Below are 14,548 nucleotides of genomic sequence, written 5' to 3'. Positions count from 1 at the left end.
TGTGAGAGAAGTGCGATCGCGCCTTGAGGACACTCAGAATTCCCCATCAACCCAGCAGCACTAGATTGAGCGATCGCTGGCGGATTGACACCTCGCCAACAGATCGTCCCTGGCTGCCATCCTGAGAAATCTAGGGCAACTCACCAGATGGTCTCTCATCTGGTGCTCTCACTTCCTGAGCATCTAAGATTTGCTGCACCAACTCTAAATTGCGTTGAGCCTCAGGATAGTTAGGTTGGAGCCGTAGGGCTTCCCGATAGGCAGATGCGGCCGCCTCAAACTGATTCTGAAGAAATCGCACATTACCCAGATTGTTGTAGGCCGAGGCATAGTCAGGATCAAGGGCGATCGCTGCCTCATAGGAAGTAATCGCCGCCTCAAACTGATTGCGGTTATAAAACGCCACGCCCAGATTGTTATGAATCGTGGCGTCGTCAGGGCTAATCTGAATCGCCTGTTGATAGATCTCGATCGCTGCCTCTAGCTGACCTTGCTGACGCAGAACAATCCCCAAATTACTGTAGGCCGAGGCATAGTCCGGGTCGATGGCGATCGCCTCTTGAAAGGCAGCTTGCCCTTCTATTAGTCGTCCTTGCTTAGCCAACGCCACGCCCAAATTGTTGTAGGCGCTCACCAACTCTGGATCCAGGGCGATCGCCTGTTGATGGGCAGCGATTGCTTCATCTAAATTGCCTTGGCGGTTGAACGCTACCCCTAACCCATTGTGGGCATCGGCTAAGTCTTGGTCTAGATCTAACGCTTGACCATAGGCAGCGATCGCCTCATCCAACTGCCCTAACTCTCGCAAAGCATTGCCTAAATTGGCATGGGCTGATGCATTACTGGGTTCTCGGTCAATCACCTGCTGCCAAATCTCTGCAGCTGCAGTGTAATCTTTGTCAGCTTCCGCCGCCTCTCCCTGCTGCACCAGTTGCAGAATCGAGTCCGTCTGCGAAGCCACGGCGATCGCTGGCATCGGCAATCCTAGCCCTAATCCAAGACTGAGCAGCACAATCGACCTACGGAACGACGAGGCAGAGAAACCCAAAGCTATCATGACCCATGACCTCGGCAGGATGTATTGTCCTATTGTACAAACTTGATCCAGAAAGTCCTGTACACCTTCGACCAACCAACGCTAGGGTAGCTCAGATGTATGCACCGTCAGGCGATAGGACGTTTCCTGATTACTGGTGGAGAACACCTGGATGTAATAGGTACCGGGTACGGTATTGCCAAACGCCAGCTCATTTTGGCGACCTAGATTATCAAACACAGCAATTCGTTGGAGATTACTGTTGTACGTGACAAATCCCGCTTCTCCACGCAGACCGGTGAGGGAAATCACCGCATGGCTGTCGTCCGTGACCTTAATCCGATAAATATCTGACGCATCACGTCCGCCAATGACATCCCGGACATTCATCGTACGGTTCGCAAACAGTCCTAGATTTGTTGCGGTGGAAAATTGATCGTCATTCTGCAGACGCGATCGCAACCGATCAATCGATCGAATAGTCGTCCCTGGCTGCGGGGCTCCCTGGGTTAGCCCATTCCCCATAAACATCTGCGATCGCGTTTGGTTGGACGGTAACTGAGCCGCTGGCACCACCACAGAATGTACCGTTAGCCGATAGGCCGAGTTGCGATTATCTGCAGAAAGCACCTTGATGTAGTAGGTACCGGCAGGGGTGAAGCCATAGGCCAACTCCGACTGACGACCGGGATTATCCAGCAGTTGCAGTTGTCGCCCACGGCTATCGAGGGTAAGAACATCCACATCACTGCGGAGGTTGATCAGAGAAATAACTGTGTAGCTACTGCTAGCAAATTTAACTTTGTACACATCAGCCGAATCGCGCAAACCCACCAATTCTCGAACAAAACGAGTGGTGTTGGTAAACGTGCCCAGGTTAAACGCTTGCCTAGGCGTATTTCCAGCTAAATCATCGGTCATCCTTGTTACCTCACGAAGAAAGCGATCGCTTCTCCTGCACTGCCCATGAACATGAGAGGAGCGATCGCCCAAGTATAGTGAATTTTTTCGCAACTACCTACATTCTGCGCGATGCTTTAACCTGGCCAGAATCAGGCTGAAGACAGCGTGGAGATTTTAGGCAGCTTCAGCCAATGGCTATACCAAAACATGTCGGGCATTGATCGCATTTTGATTGACGGCGTCTAGGATAACAAACGTCTGGAAACCACCGCGTCTGGCATCGCCGTCCACGTCAATAGCCACCACGGTTCTCGCACCCCGCTGCACCAATCTCACATATTGCCTGAATGGATTGCGGGCTCCAAACTCAGGGCTGTTCAACATGGTACGGAAATCGAGCACATCCCGCTGAGGGTTAAAGTCCAGAATGCGATCGCCTCCTTCTTGCACAGATTCATAAACAAAGGAGTTGCTGCCCAGGCCACCGCTAAGGATATCTACACCACGGCCGCCAATAAGAACATCATTGCCGCCGCCGCCCACCAGAATGTCATTACCGCTGCCGCCAAGAAGGATATCGTTACCATCACCTCCCTCCAGGCGATCGTTGCCAATGCCACCCTCTAAGCGATCGTTACCAATACCACCTAGCAATCGATCATTCCCATTGCCACCGATTAGCAGGTCGTTCCCTCCCTGGCCGCGCAAAACATCATCGCCATCAAACCCTCGAATCACATCATCCCCCCGGCTGCCACCTAGAGCATTACGTTGGGCATTGCCATCCACTATACGAACGCCCAATCGGTTTAAGCTGGGACGGGTAGCAGCCACGCCAGTTTCTAAGCGCATGGATGTGACCTCAAAGAAACCTCCAAACCGGCCATTTTGGGCAAAATCAAACTGGTTGCTAGGCTGAAAATTATCAAAAATAAACCGCGCACCAAACTCCGAGACATCGTTCAAAAAAGCCCGCCCGAGCGATCGCACTTGGGGAGAACTGTTATTGACCAGAGTGAATCTTGGAATGCGCTCCGTCATCCCAAAAATGCGATCATCCAAGAACTCACTAATCGTGTTGTAATTAATCGCCATGGTGAGCTTGGGAGCGATCGCCTGCACCATGGGCTGGCCATTGATCTTCAGAACAACCCTTCCTCCTTGATAGAAACGGGTTTCGTTCGTGCCTGAAAGAGACCAGTCTCGCCCACGCACATCGTTGCCCAAGGAGTAAAGGCCAAAACTCAAGGTCAAATCACGAACGGAGAATGGGCTGTTGCTGAGGGCATCTGAAAAATTGTGGAACTGAGACTCAATGCCAGAGCCAAAGGCCGCCCCTTGAGACCGACGATCAATGCGCCCATAGTCTCGGGAGGCCAAGTAATAGTAGGCCGAAAAATTTGAGAAGAGAGGCACCTGATGCCCCAAGGCCGCTCTTTCTGGGCCACTCCCATCGGCAGACCATGCGGCTGCACCAAATCGTCCTTGCCGCGAACTAACTAAGGAAATCGCCATACTTTACTCCCATCAAGGATGTGAAAATATCCTCAATGTGCCATGGAAGAGCGATCGCTCCCTCGGCTCCTAACCCAGAGCTACCGTCTTTTAACGAAGTACTTAGCTTGCTTCACCAAAACTTCATTCGCCTGCTGGATCAAAGGATTGAGCCACCTCAAGAAGTATCGGATTACGGCGTTGCATCATCTTGATATTGAGGTAAATCGCGTAGCGTTGGCAGATCTTGGTCAGACTGGGGCTTCTCCGCCAGACCAAAACGATACATGACGATCGCCACCCCTCCCCCCACCAACAGGCCCATACCCAATCCAAAGGCTAACAGCATCAAAAATAATCGTCGCAGCTTGTTCCTTGTGGCGATCGCCCGTTCGCGGATCTCCGGTTCAACAAACACCTTTTCGAGCACATCGTCATCCTGCAACGGACGACGACGTTGCAGCAGGTAGTCATCAATGCCAGATTGAGAATCGAAATCGAAGGGAGGTTGAGACATAGGACGGGATTAGGACGGCATAGGGAGAGCGAAGAAGCAAGCAGGGCTGAGCCAGGGTTAGATGAAGAGCAAAAACCACAGGATCTTTCTAACTCTAACGTCAGTTCGGGTTAAGGGGGGTTGTTCAGCTTGTTGGATGACAGAGTCAAGATCTCAGACCCCGAGAGAACGAGGCTTTCAGCCTAGCTCGATCTCAGGTTAGCTCTAGGATAAATCTAGCGATCGCGTTTCGAGCTTCGCTTGCAGGGCCTCAACGCTGGGGAGCTGCTCTTGCCATTGTTCAGGCAGCGATCGCGTCAGTTGGTACTCTGCCACACCCATGGGCCGGCCAATGTCCCGCAGGGCATATTCCACCACCGTTTTATTTTTTCCCTTGCACAAAATAATGCCAATACTTGGTTGATCGTCAGCATGACGCAGGCGTTCATCCACAGCAGCTAGGTAAAAGTTCATTTTGCCGGCAAATTCTGGCTCAAATTTGCTGATCTTCAGATCAATCACCACGTAGCAGCGCAACGCCAGGTGATAGAACAACAGATCAATATAGAAGTCATCTCCGTCTACCGTGAGGTGATATTGATTGCCCACCAGCGCAAAACCAACCCCCAATTCCAACAAGAAAGCGGAGATCGATTGCAGCAATGCCCGCTCCAGATCACGCTCTTGAACATCATCCCTGAGGTTCAAAAAATCAAAGTGGTAAGGATCTTTGAGCAGATCTTGGGCTAGATCCGATTGGACAGGCGGCAGGGTGCGATCGAAGTTATTGAGGGCTTGACCGCGCCGATGGTAGAGATCGGCATCAATCTGGTGCTCTAAAACATGACGACTCCAGCCATGTTCAATCGTTTGGCGACTATACCAAAGGCGTTCATCTAGATTTTTGACCCGGTCTAACAGGCGGACATTATGCCCCCAGGGAATATCTGCAACAAGCTGTTGCACCAGTTCAAGATCTGGATAGGCTTCAGCAAACGCCCGCATATAGCGAAGGTTACGGGCAGCAAAGCCCTTCATATCAGGAAATGCCTGACGCAGATCCGCCGACAAGCGATCGATCACTTTTGCCCCCCAACCTTGCTGCTGCTGCTGTTGCAAAATTGCGGTACCAATCTGCCAATAGAGCATCACCAGTTCTCGGTTCACCGATAGGGCCGCCTTCACCTGCGCCGTGCGGATTTGCGCTTTGAGATGGATGAGCAGGGCATCATAGTGCTCGGGGAAGGTGAGAGTCATACAGGGCGATCGCAGGGAATTCCGCTATTCTAGTCTGTGCTTGAACCAGCTTCCACCTCCATGCAAGCATCCATGCAAGGCTCTCAGAACAACTAGGTTTGCATAAAAATCCCCGGCGGGCCCGGGGAACGTCTAAGTGATGTGTCTATATATATAGAATGCCCAAGGACAAAAGAGCGATCGCCTTCCTTTTGATAGACCAAGCAAAATTCATAAAAAAACCCGGTGGATAGGATACCGGGTAGATGCTCTGTTAAGCGTAAACAGAGTATGCCCATCCTGCAGACTAGAATAAACATCTCCGCACAATCTACATCCCAGTAGTAGCTTCACCCACCTCACTTCACGTCATCTTCATCATTCTGTTCCGTCACTCTGCTCTGCCATCCTACATAGACAGCTCGCTCACATCTACTGTCAACAAAATATGGCGTCAGCAAAACATGGTGTGTACGTTGATAGCCATCTAGGAATAACGTTATTCCTAGCCTAAAATTCTAACTAAGCGATCGCTCTCCAAGCAGCCAAACCACCTACCATCTCACCCCATAGGAATAACGTTATTCCTAACCCAAAATTTCACCATCCCCATTCCTAGACCTTTCCACCACTCCACCGATGTCCATGAGCATTACTCTCGCCCTCTTCAATCAATCGGGCGGTGTTGGGAAAAGTACCCTCACCATGAACCTTGGTTACCAGCTTGCCGAGCGACAGCGCCGGGTTTTGCTCGTTGATATGGATCCCCAAGCATCCCTAACCACTTTCATGGGTCTCGATCCCGATAGCCTAGCCATCACGCTTTACAACGCCTTAGTGGACGATGAAACAACACAAACGGTGATGGATTTGCCCATTCAACCCGACATCTATGGCATGGATCTTTGTCCTGCTAATATCAATCTCTCGGCAGCAGAACTGGTGCTAGTGTCGGCAGACATGCGTGATGTCCGCCTCAAAGATGCTCTTGAACCCGTCAGCGATCGCTATGATGTGATTTTGATCGACTGTCCACCTAGCTTAGGGCTGCTCAGCTACATCAGTCTGGTAGCCGCTACCCATGTGCTGGTGCCCATTCAGACTCAGTTCAAGGCCTTTGCGGGCACTAATTTATTGATGAATACTCTAGCGCGGGTGAAGCGACGCGCGAATCGTAAGCTGGCGGTGGCCGGTTTTGCACCGACCCTCTTTGATGCCCGCCGTAGTCAAGATGAGCGCACCTTAAAAGCTATTCAAGACCGCTTTACCACCGTTGCGCCCGTCTACGATCCGATTCCTTGGTCTACCGGATTTGCCGATGCTGCGGAAGCCCGTTTGCCCCTTGCGCTTTATGACAAACGCCATAAAGCGATCGCCAGCCTATCGTCGATTGTGGATCATGTCGAAAAATTGCTGTGAATTCACGATCGGCAATTAGGGCCGTCAGCGTCCTACGTTCAACGTCTAGTATCCAACATCTAGTATCTAACCCTACGTTTACCGAATGACTCGAAAACGCGATCGCCCCTATGGCTTAGATGTCACTCCTATCAATCCCCTGAATGATCTCTTCCACGATGCAGCGATCGCGGCAGCAGAATTTGTAGCGATCGCTGATATTCAAATCACTCCCCAACCCCGCCGCTATTTTGATCCAGACAAGCAGGCGCAGTTAACGCGCTCTGTGCAGCTCCATGGCATTTTAGAGCCGCTGATTGTCCGCCCCAGCGCCCACCACGCGACAAAACCCTATGAACTGATTGCTGGAGAACGGCGCTATCGAGCAGCCCAAACGGCAGGACTGACCGATGTGCCGGTAGTCATTCGTGAACTGTCGGACAGTGAAGCCCTTCACATTTCCCTGATTGAAAACCTGCAGCGAGATGATCTCAACCCCCTCGATGAAACGGAAAGCTTGCTGAATCTGTTGGCTATTCGCCTCGATCGCCCTGTAGAAGAGGTGCCAAATCTGCTGTATCAGATGAAGAATGCCGCCGAGAAATCTGGGCTATCCTCCCTGCCGGCCGCCTCTTTGTCGGTAAACGATACTCCGCCAACCACATCTAGGAATAACGTTATTCCTACGCACGTCACCACCGATCCAGCCGCGATCGCCCATGACGAAACTCCAGCATCAACATCTAGGAATAACGTTATTCCTGCGCTGGATATAGAGCTAGCCCAAACCATTCAAGCCATCTTTGACGAGCTGGGGCGCATGAGCTGGCTATCCTTCACCTGCAATCGTCTGCCCCTGCTGAATTTAGATGAGCACATTCTCACAGCGCTACGCCAAGGCAAGCTGGCCTACACCAAAGCTATGGCGATCGCCCGTGTAAAAGACGAATCCCAGCGGCGATCGCTCCTGGCTACAGCCATCCAAGACCATCTCTCCCTCAGCCAAATTCGCGATCGCATTCGCCAACAAACTGCCTCTCCACCTCCTAAATCCTCCTCAGCTACTGACCCAGCCACCGACTCAGCTACCAACTCAGCTAGCAATCTGCAACAGCGCCTGAAGCAGATTTATACCCGAGGCAAGCGATCGCCGGCTTGGTCAGATCCAGCCAGCCAGAAAAAGATTGCCCGATTACTCGAACAACTTGAATCGCTGTTGTGATGCCCTATTCCTTGTGAGTCTGGCGAGGAGCGATCACCCAATATCAACCGCAAAGAAAACCAACAAGCAAAAAAAAAATCCCTAGGGGTTGCCTAGGGATGAATCAATCAGGGTGCATCTACCACTCATTTCTTACAGGACACCCCCCCAGCATCAGGAACATTATCAAAAAATTCTCAGATGTCTCTGAATCAAGGCAAATTCTAAAAAAACCGTTAAGTGATGCCCAGAAGACGTTAAGCCTCACGTAACATAATTTAATAAGCATAAATACTTATGCGGTTGCCAGGTCTCCATGCCAGTGCGGCATTGGGGTATGACGTGACGAATATTGTGATGCAAAGGATTAGTGTTGACGATCTCTATCGTGACTATGCTGCCGGGCGGCGAGAGTTCAAAAACGTAGACTTAAGTGGAGCCCATCTCTTTGAAGGGGAACTTCCGGGCATTAACCTCGAAGGCAGCGATCTGAGCCATGCCTATTTACCTTACATCAATCTTAGCAGAGCCAATCTTAGCGGCGCGCGGTTGCACCATGCTGATCTGAGCCACGCCAAGCTGCAATCCGTCGATCTTTCTGAGGCAGACTGCCAAGACAGTTTGATGAATCGAGCTAATCTTTGCTATGCCACCTGTTGGAACACGCTGTTCCAACGCATCTCGCTCCAAGGGGCTGACCTACGCTCCGCCGATCTCAGCCATGCTCAGCTCAAGCGCGTTGATCTGTCCAACTCCAATCTTTCAGCCGCGATGTTCAAAGAAACCCAGTTGATAGACTGCAATCTTTTCCGCGCCCAGGCAGCAGTTCTCAAGGATGCCAACATTGACCGTCTGACGGTTTTGCCCAATGGCTATCGCCACATAGATTAACGCTCAAGCTGTTGTTGTTAGGACATCCTGGCTCGCCGATCGCCTTATGTCAGGGGCGATCGCTCTAATTCATCAAGCGATCGCTCCGTGGAAGGACATAACGATTGACAAGCCTTTCAAGGTCGCTCTATGCTCCAATCCTGATCAGAAGAGGGTTGAGCGGAGTTGAAACCTGGCAGCTCCATGGAACGGAGTCCACCTCCATCGCATAGACAAAAAAAGCCCCAGGCGAGCTGGGGATGTAGTGCATCGTAGTTTTGCTGTTCTATATTCAGATTAGAGAATCGATGGACTCCGAGCGTCCTGTGCTCGGGCGATTCTTTCCTACTCCATGTTGTTCACCCAATCGGGTGACGCGATCGCCGCCCCAAAAAGATCGTTAGAATACAGGCTCCTTGCGGCGTCCAGCGCCAAGCCATCCCAGACCAGATTGGAAGCAGAAGAAGCCATCATGGAGAGTCCGAGCCATCGATTTTACCAACCGTTTTTGCGGCTGGCGATCCTCAATATTGTGTCCAACCTCATGGTGCCCTTAGCCAGCCTCATGGATGTGGCTTTTTTGGGACATCTCAACGATATTCGTCACTTAGCCGGGGTGGCGATCGCGTCTGTGCTGTTCAATGTGCTCTATTGGAGCTTCGGCTTCCTGCGCATGGGCACCACGGGGCTCACGGCCCAGGCTGTTGGCCGGGGCAACCAAGATGAGATCGCGGGTGTCGGTGTTCGCAATGGCTGTTTAGCGATCGCCATTGCGGTGGGGCTGTTGGTTCTCCAGGTACCGCTGCGACAGCTAGGATTTGCTATTCTCAGCGCCCCGCCCGAGGTGAAAGATGCGGGCTTCGCCTATTACAACGCCATGATTTGGGGCGCGCCAGCCAATCTCCTAGGATTTGTTTTACTCGGGTGGTTTTTGGGGCAAGGACAGGGAAAACGGGTGCTCCTGCTCTCGTTGGTCGCCAACGGCAGTAATGTAATTCTGAACTACTGGCTGATTGTCCAACTCGGTTGGGAAAGTGCCGGAGCGGGTTGGGCCACGATGCTCAGCCAAGTGGCGATGGCCAGCCTAGGTCTGCTGCTCGCTTGGGGAGACCTGCGACGGGTACCCATACAACGCTTGACCCAACAGCTCTTAGACTGGCAAGCTCTGCGCACCACCCTAGTGCTCAATGGCGATATTATGATTCGCACCTTTGCGCTGCTATTGGCGTTTTCCTGGTTCACCAATCTCAGCTCTATGCTTGGAACCGTTATTCTAGCTGCTAATACATTACTGCTGCAGGTTATCTCCTTCACATCTTATTTTATCGATGGCATTGCCTTCGCTACGGAAAGTTTTACGGGAAGTTTCCATGGTCAAAAAGATCTGACCCGATTAAAGCCCCTGCTAGGGTTATCTCTGGGACTGAGTTTAGCTCTAGGGTTAATCATTTCGATGGGGGCGATCGCGTTTCAACGTCCCTTATTTCAACTCCTAACCTCCCATACCCCCGTTCTCAACCATATTCCACAGGTTATTGGCTGGTTACTGCCTGTTCTGGGATTTGGGGCGATCGCTTATATCCTAGATGGCTATTTTCTAGGACTGACCCAAGGCTGCATCCTACGTAATACCGCTGTAATTGCCACATGCATTGGATTTGCACCCACGGCTCTACTGGCAGGCTATTGGCAAAATGAACAACTTCTTTGGCTAGCCCTAGCCCTCTATATGATGACTCGGGTGATTACATTGGGCCTCCAAGTTCCCAAAAGCCTCAAAACCACGGCTCCAGCCCTGGATCCGGCGGTTCCAGCTTCCCCAGATTGAGGCTACCTCCCCCCCAGTTCTGCCAGATACACACCGGCCATGAGCAGCGATCGTTGGCCTACTTCGGGTCAGCAGATGAACCCAATCATTCAATGCACATGATTGAAAAATTGGCAAACTTTTGGCTAGGACATCTTAAAATAGTCCCCGCATCCGGCCAGATCCACCGACTTTTGTAAATTTTTGTGACTGCTTAACAATCGGATACATTCCGTTACAATCGACTCTACGCCTTTACTGACAAGGAATAGAGGCGTTTTTTAGGGCGATCGCCCCTCGGGACAGATTTTCCCGTTTTGTAATCACGTTTGTAATCACGCGGGGGTGATTTTTGTAATCACGCTGACCCATTTTTTGTAATCACGCAGGGGTGATTTTGGCCCTCGATCACCCCTCGATCAGATTTTTCTCTCTCCAGATGAAAATTGATGTATTCAGAGCGATCGAATTGGATCCCGCCGGGACGCCCCTAGGGGTGAACCTAGGTCAATTCGCCAGAAGCTTGATGATTACAAGATTAGAGGATGATTACAAAAGACTCTAGAACCCCCCCCCCAAACTCGCCAACCCCGAACGAGAGAATCAGGGTTTCAGCGATCGCGTTGGGTCATTTTGTAATCAAAGTGATTACAAAACTGGCAAATTGCCCTTGTAATCACAAAAAGCCAGTCTGCTAAAGTCAATACACCAACCCGAAACGGGCAGTCGCGCCAAAGTCCCTCTCTTGAGAGGGCAGTTTGTGCTGCGATGGCTTGGCATAGGTCACCCAGGAAGGGTTCCAGTCAGTTTGAGGTGCAGAATAGTTATGGTCAACGGCTCATCCCATCTCTCAATACCCACCGATTCGATTACTGATGCCCACTATCAGGAGTGGCTGGATAGTGGCGTAGACGCTGAACTAATCGAGACCAATGTCTGTAGCCTTAGCGGAACTGCCATTTATGATTACCTGTTCTACGGGGAAGAGGTTTCTCGCACGAATACCGGACGCTTATCTTCGTTTTATCTGCAAACCTATGCTCCTTTAGAAGCAGGCGGATGGTGGTGTAGTGGGCTAGATCCTCAAAACCAATGGGAGCCGATGTTGTGGGGGCAGTTTAAGGCAGATACACCTCGACGACACTTGGACTATTCCGGTACTGGCCATTCCAAACTCAAAGTCGTGAAGTATGAGCCACCGGTTAAGGTAGCGACACGAGCTTATTTTCTCCAGGTGCCCGACGCGATCGCTCAACGGGTTTATCAAACAGCCGGCGTCTGTCCTTCCCTTGAAGACCAAGAACGCGGCTTTTGGCATTGCGTTTTAACCTACAATATTTTTATTCTGATTACAGAAGGTGCTAAGAAAGCGGGAGCCCTCCTAACCGCCGGTTATGCAGCCATTGCCCTCCCCGGTGTGAGCAGCGGCTATCGAGTGCAAAAAAACGACCAGGGAAAGCGTTCAGGCACTCGCCACTTAATTCCTGACTTGCAGCTCTTCGCCACCCCCAATCGCCGGGTTTACATCTGTTTTGACCACGATCAGAAGCCATCAACCCAAGCAGCTGTGCAGGCAACCACCCTGGTGCTTGGCGGACTATGGGACGATGCGGGCTGTGATGTGCGGGTCATTGAGTTGCCTGGCCCCGAAAAAGGGGTGGATGACTTCATCATGCAGCGCTCTGCCGAAGCATTTACAGATTGCTATGAGCAAGCCCTACCGCTCAATATTTGGCGATCGCGGCGGCTGTATCAGCTAACCTGCCCTGTTCAAAAAACCGTTCATCAGCGCTATCTAGATGTTACATTGCCCGACTCTGGGCTAGTCTGTATCAAATCTCCCAAAGGTACTGGAAAAACCTCCCTCTTAGAAGGCATCATCCGCCAAGCCACCCAGACCGGCCGTAAAACTCTGGTCATTAGTCATCGTATCCAGCTAGCTCGGGCCATTTGCCAGCTTCTAGGGCTGGATTATATTAGCGAACTCCATCAGTCTAAAACATCTGACTTACTTGGCTTTGGTCTCTGTATTGACTCCCTGCATAGCCGTAGCCAAGCGCAGTTTACGGTATCTGATTGGAAAGGCGCGATCGTGGTGCTGGATGAATGTGAACAAATTATCTGGCATGTTCTCAATAGCACCACCTGCCAACAAGAGCGGGTGGTGATTTTAGAAACCTTCAAAGCGCTCCTACAGTTGGTGCTATCAACGGGTGGACTCGTCATTGCCCAAGATGCGGATCTATCCGACCTGAGTATTGAGCTCCTCACCGCCTATGGCAGCGATCGCCACGGCGAACCCAATTCATCTCCAGTTCAGCCTTGGATTGTCGTCAACACCTGGAAGCCAACGCAGGCATGGCCAATCACGTTTTATAAAACACCGGATCCAGCAGCCCTATGGGTTGACCTAGAACAGGCGGTGCAGCGAGGGCCCGTATTTATCTGCATGGATGCCCAGAAACCTCGCTCTAAGTGGGGCACCGTGAACGTTGAAGCGCGCCTCAAGCAGCTTTTTCCCCATAAGCGCATTCTCCGCATTGACAGCCATACTGTGACCGATCCTAGCCATCCTGCCTATGGATGCATGGCAAACTTAATCACGTTGATGCAGCAGTATGACATCGTCATTGCCTCGCCCAGCATCGGTTCCGGCATTAGTTTTAACGTGTCCGATTACTTTGTAGCGGTCTTTGGTATCTTCCAAGGCACGATTCCCGATAGCGAAATTAGGCAAGCCCTAGCGAGAGTTCGACAACCGATACCCCGCCATGTGTGGGTACGCCCATTTGGGGTGAATCGCATTGGCAACGGCTCCACAGACTACCAAGCCGTCGTAGCCTCCACCGTTCGCACCCAGCAAGCCAACTTACGATTGCTCAAAGACGTCGATTTTGACCTTGATTACACCTACGATCCGGTAACGTTGCGTACATGGGCTAAGTTTGCTGCCCGTGCTAATACATCTCTAACAAAGCTGCGAGATGTCCTAGAAGCAACCCTAGTGCAAGAAGGGCATACCGTAACGGTTGTGACCCCAGCATCCCAGGACAAGAAACGCTTAAGCGATATCAACAAACAGCAAACTAACATTCGCGATCGCTCCTGCCAGGATGAGGCCAACGGAGTTGTCAACGCAGCAGATATTACCGACGACCTCTACCAGCGCATACAAGACCAGCGCCACAAAACACCCGAAGAACGCCAACAGGAAGAAAAACATCGCCTGCAGCAGCGCTATGGCGTTGAGGTAACGCCGGATTTATACCTTCTCCACCAACAGGGCTGGTATCAGCAACTGCGGCTCCACTATTACCTCACCCGTGGGAGTCATCAGGTGCGATCGCGCGATCGCCAACATTGGCGTGATCACCTGACCCGTGGCCAGGGAACCATCTGCCCCCAAGATATCCGCACCTATGCTGAGCGCGTTGAGGCTCTCAAGATCTTGGGCCTGTTAGACCTGCTGCAGGAGGGGGAAGATATCCACGCCAATCATGCTGTAGTTCAGGCTATTGTGGCGCGATCGCTGCAGTGGAAGCATGACCTGAAAACCCTGTTCCGTATCACCATTTTTGACCACATGAGCCCCATGCAAATCATTCAAGCCTTGCTGGGCTTGATTGGTATCAAGCTCCATCGCCAACGTCGAGCACGACGGCGAGACCGCAGCCGCAGTTGGATGTATCGCTATATCGTGCCCACGGATGGCCGCGATCGCATTTTTGACATTTGGGCACAGCAGCAGGTCACCCTAGAGGGTCACCCCCTGGATAGTATTGATCTACCTAATAAGAAAGTTCTTGCCTCTCCAGAAAAGCTAACGTCGCCCGATTCCAAAACCTTAGACAGCACTCCAACTCCACTTCAAGTAAATAAGCAGGTTGAACTAGACCAAACCTTGGTGTATCAAGTGTTAGTCCAGCAGGTGTTAACTCATCCCAGTGATCCTCCCTCTCCTGCCCCCAACCCCACAGCAGGGATGAGCATCGACCTAGAGAAAGCGATCGCGGAGAACCTAACCGACGTCCCTCACCAAGGGGCTGAATCCTCGGTCAGGAATTACGAAAGCTTTAAAGAATCCACCAGGAATTAAACCTATCCATT

Annotated in this window: 10 protein-coding genes; 5 read left to right on the top strand and 5 right to left on the bottom strand. The window is 51.5% G+C overall.

Annotated elements, in window-relative coordinates:
- Window positions 1-130: 130 nt before the first annotated feature.
- From V6D20_19075 to V6D20_19055, 5 genes are all read right to left on the bottom strand, one after another.
- On the bottom strand, window positions 131-1,012 hold the full coding sequence (locus V6D20_19075) for a tetratricopeptide repeat protein (protein HEY9817884.1): 882 nt from the start codon (window positions 1,010-1,012) through the stop codon (window positions 131-133).
- A gap of 126 nt (window positions 1,013-1,138) precedes the next feature.
- A complete protein-coding gene (locus V6D20_19070; protein HEY9817883.1) occupies window positions 1,139-1,957 on the bottom strand; it encodes a hypothetical protein in 819 nt (272 codons plus the stop codon).
- 177 nt (window positions 1,958-2,134) lie between these two features.
- Entirely contained in the window at window positions 2,135-3,454 is a 1,320-nt protein-coding gene (locus tag V6D20_19065; GenBank protein ID HEY9817882.1) for a calcium-binding protein, read from the bottom strand.
- 172 nt (window positions 3,455-3,626) lie between these two features.
- Entirely contained in the window at window positions 3,627-3,950 is a 324-nt protein-coding gene (locus V6D20_19060) for a hypothetical protein (protein HEY9817881.1), read from the bottom strand.
- A 204-nt stretch (window positions 3,951-4,154) separates the two neighbouring features.
- Window positions 4,155-5,186 carry a PDDEXK nuclease domain-containing protein gene (locus V6D20_19055; GenBank protein HEY9817880.1) on the bottom strand — a complete coding sequence of 344 codons (1,032 nt, stop codon included), beginning with the start codon at window positions 5,184-5,186 and terminating at the stop codon, window positions 4,155-4,157.
- Between the two features lie 624 nt (window positions 5,187-5,810).
- On the opposite strand from V6D20_19055, the gene V6D20_19050 reads away from it, so the two are divergent.
- The 5 genes from V6D20_19050 (at window position 5,811) to V6D20_19030 (ending at window position 14,537) form a co-directional block, all read left to right on the top strand.
- Window positions 5,811-6,584 (top strand): ParA family protein, encoded by a 774-nt coding sequence (locus V6D20_19050; protein ID HEY9817879.1) that lies wholly within the window; start codon window positions 5,811-5,813, stop codon window positions 6,582-6,584.
- Window positions 6,585-6,669: 85 nt separating this feature from the next.
- Window positions 6,670-7,785, top strand: a complete 1,116-nt coding sequence (locus V6D20_19045; GenBank protein ID HEY9817878.1) for a ParB/RepB/Spo0J family partition protein — start codon at window positions 6,670-6,672, stop codon at window positions 7,783-7,785.
- Window positions 7,786-8,061: 276 nt separating this feature from the next.
- Complete coding sequence (locus V6D20_19040) at window positions 8,062-8,655, top strand: pentapeptide repeat-containing protein (protein ID HEY9817877.1); 594 nt, start codon at window positions 8,062-8,064, stop codon at window positions 8,653-8,655.
- Window positions 8,656-9,106: 451 nt separating this feature from the next.
- A complete protein-coding gene (locus V6D20_19035; protein ID HEY9817876.1) occupies window positions 9,107-10,462 on the top strand; it encodes an MATE family efflux transporter in 1,356 nt (451 codons plus the stop codon).
- 805 nt (window positions 10,463-11,267) lie between these two features.
- Window positions 11,268-14,537 carry a plasmid replication protein, CyRepA1 family gene (locus V6D20_19030; protein ID HEY9817875.1) on the top strand — a complete coding sequence of 1,090 codons (3,270 nt, stop codon included), beginning with the start codon at window positions 11,268-11,270 and terminating at the stop codon, window positions 14,535-14,537.
- Window positions 14,538-14,548 lie beyond the last annotated feature (11 nt).

The sequence above is a fragment of the Candidatus Obscuribacterales bacterium genome, from assembly GCA_036703605.1.
Taxonomy (GTDB): Bacteria; Cyanobacteriota; Cyanobacteriia; order RECH01; family RECH01; genus RECH01.
The sequence above is the reverse complement of the archived record's forward strand: the minus strand, read 5'-3'. Positions and strand labels throughout refer to the sequence as shown.

What these genes read in the sequence shown, in the direction of transcription:
- V6D20_19070 (HEY9817883.1), bottom strand. Translation starts at nt 1,957, where the DNA reads ATGACCGATGATTTAGCTGGAAATACGCCTAGGCAAGCGTTTAACCTG.
- V6D20_19065 (HEY9817882.1), bottom strand. Translation starts at nt 3,454, where the DNA reads ATGGCGATTTCCTTAGTTAGTTCGCGGCAAGGACGATTTGGTGCAGCC.
- V6D20_19060 (HEY9817881.1), bottom strand. Translation starts at nt 3,950, where the DNA reads ATGTCTCAACCTCCCTTCGATTTCGATTCTCAATCTGGCATTGATGAC.
- V6D20_19055 (HEY9817880.1), bottom strand. Translation starts at nt 5,186, where the DNA reads ATGACTCTCACCTTCCCCGAGCACTATGATGCCCTGCTCATCCATCTC.
- V6D20_19050 (HEY9817879.1), top strand. Translation starts at nt 5,811, where the DNA reads ATGAGCATTACTCTCGCCCTCTTCAATCAATCGGGCGGTGTTGGGAAA.
- V6D20_19045 (HEY9817878.1), top strand. Translation starts at nt 6,670, where the DNA reads ATGACTCGAAAACGCGATCGCCCCTATGGCTTAGATGTCACTCCTATC.
- V6D20_19040 (HEY9817877.1), top strand. Translation starts at nt 8,062, where the DNA reads ATGCGGTTGCCAGGTCTCCATGCCAGTGCGGCATTGGGGTATGACGTG.
- V6D20_19035 (HEY9817876.1), top strand. Translation starts at nt 9,107, where the DNA reads ATGGAGAGTCCGAGCCATCGATTTTACCAACCGTTTTTGCGGCTGGCG.
- V6D20_19030 (HEY9817875.1), top strand. Translation starts at nt 11,268, where the DNA reads ATGGTCAACGGCTCATCCCATCTCTCAATACCCACCGATTCGATTACT.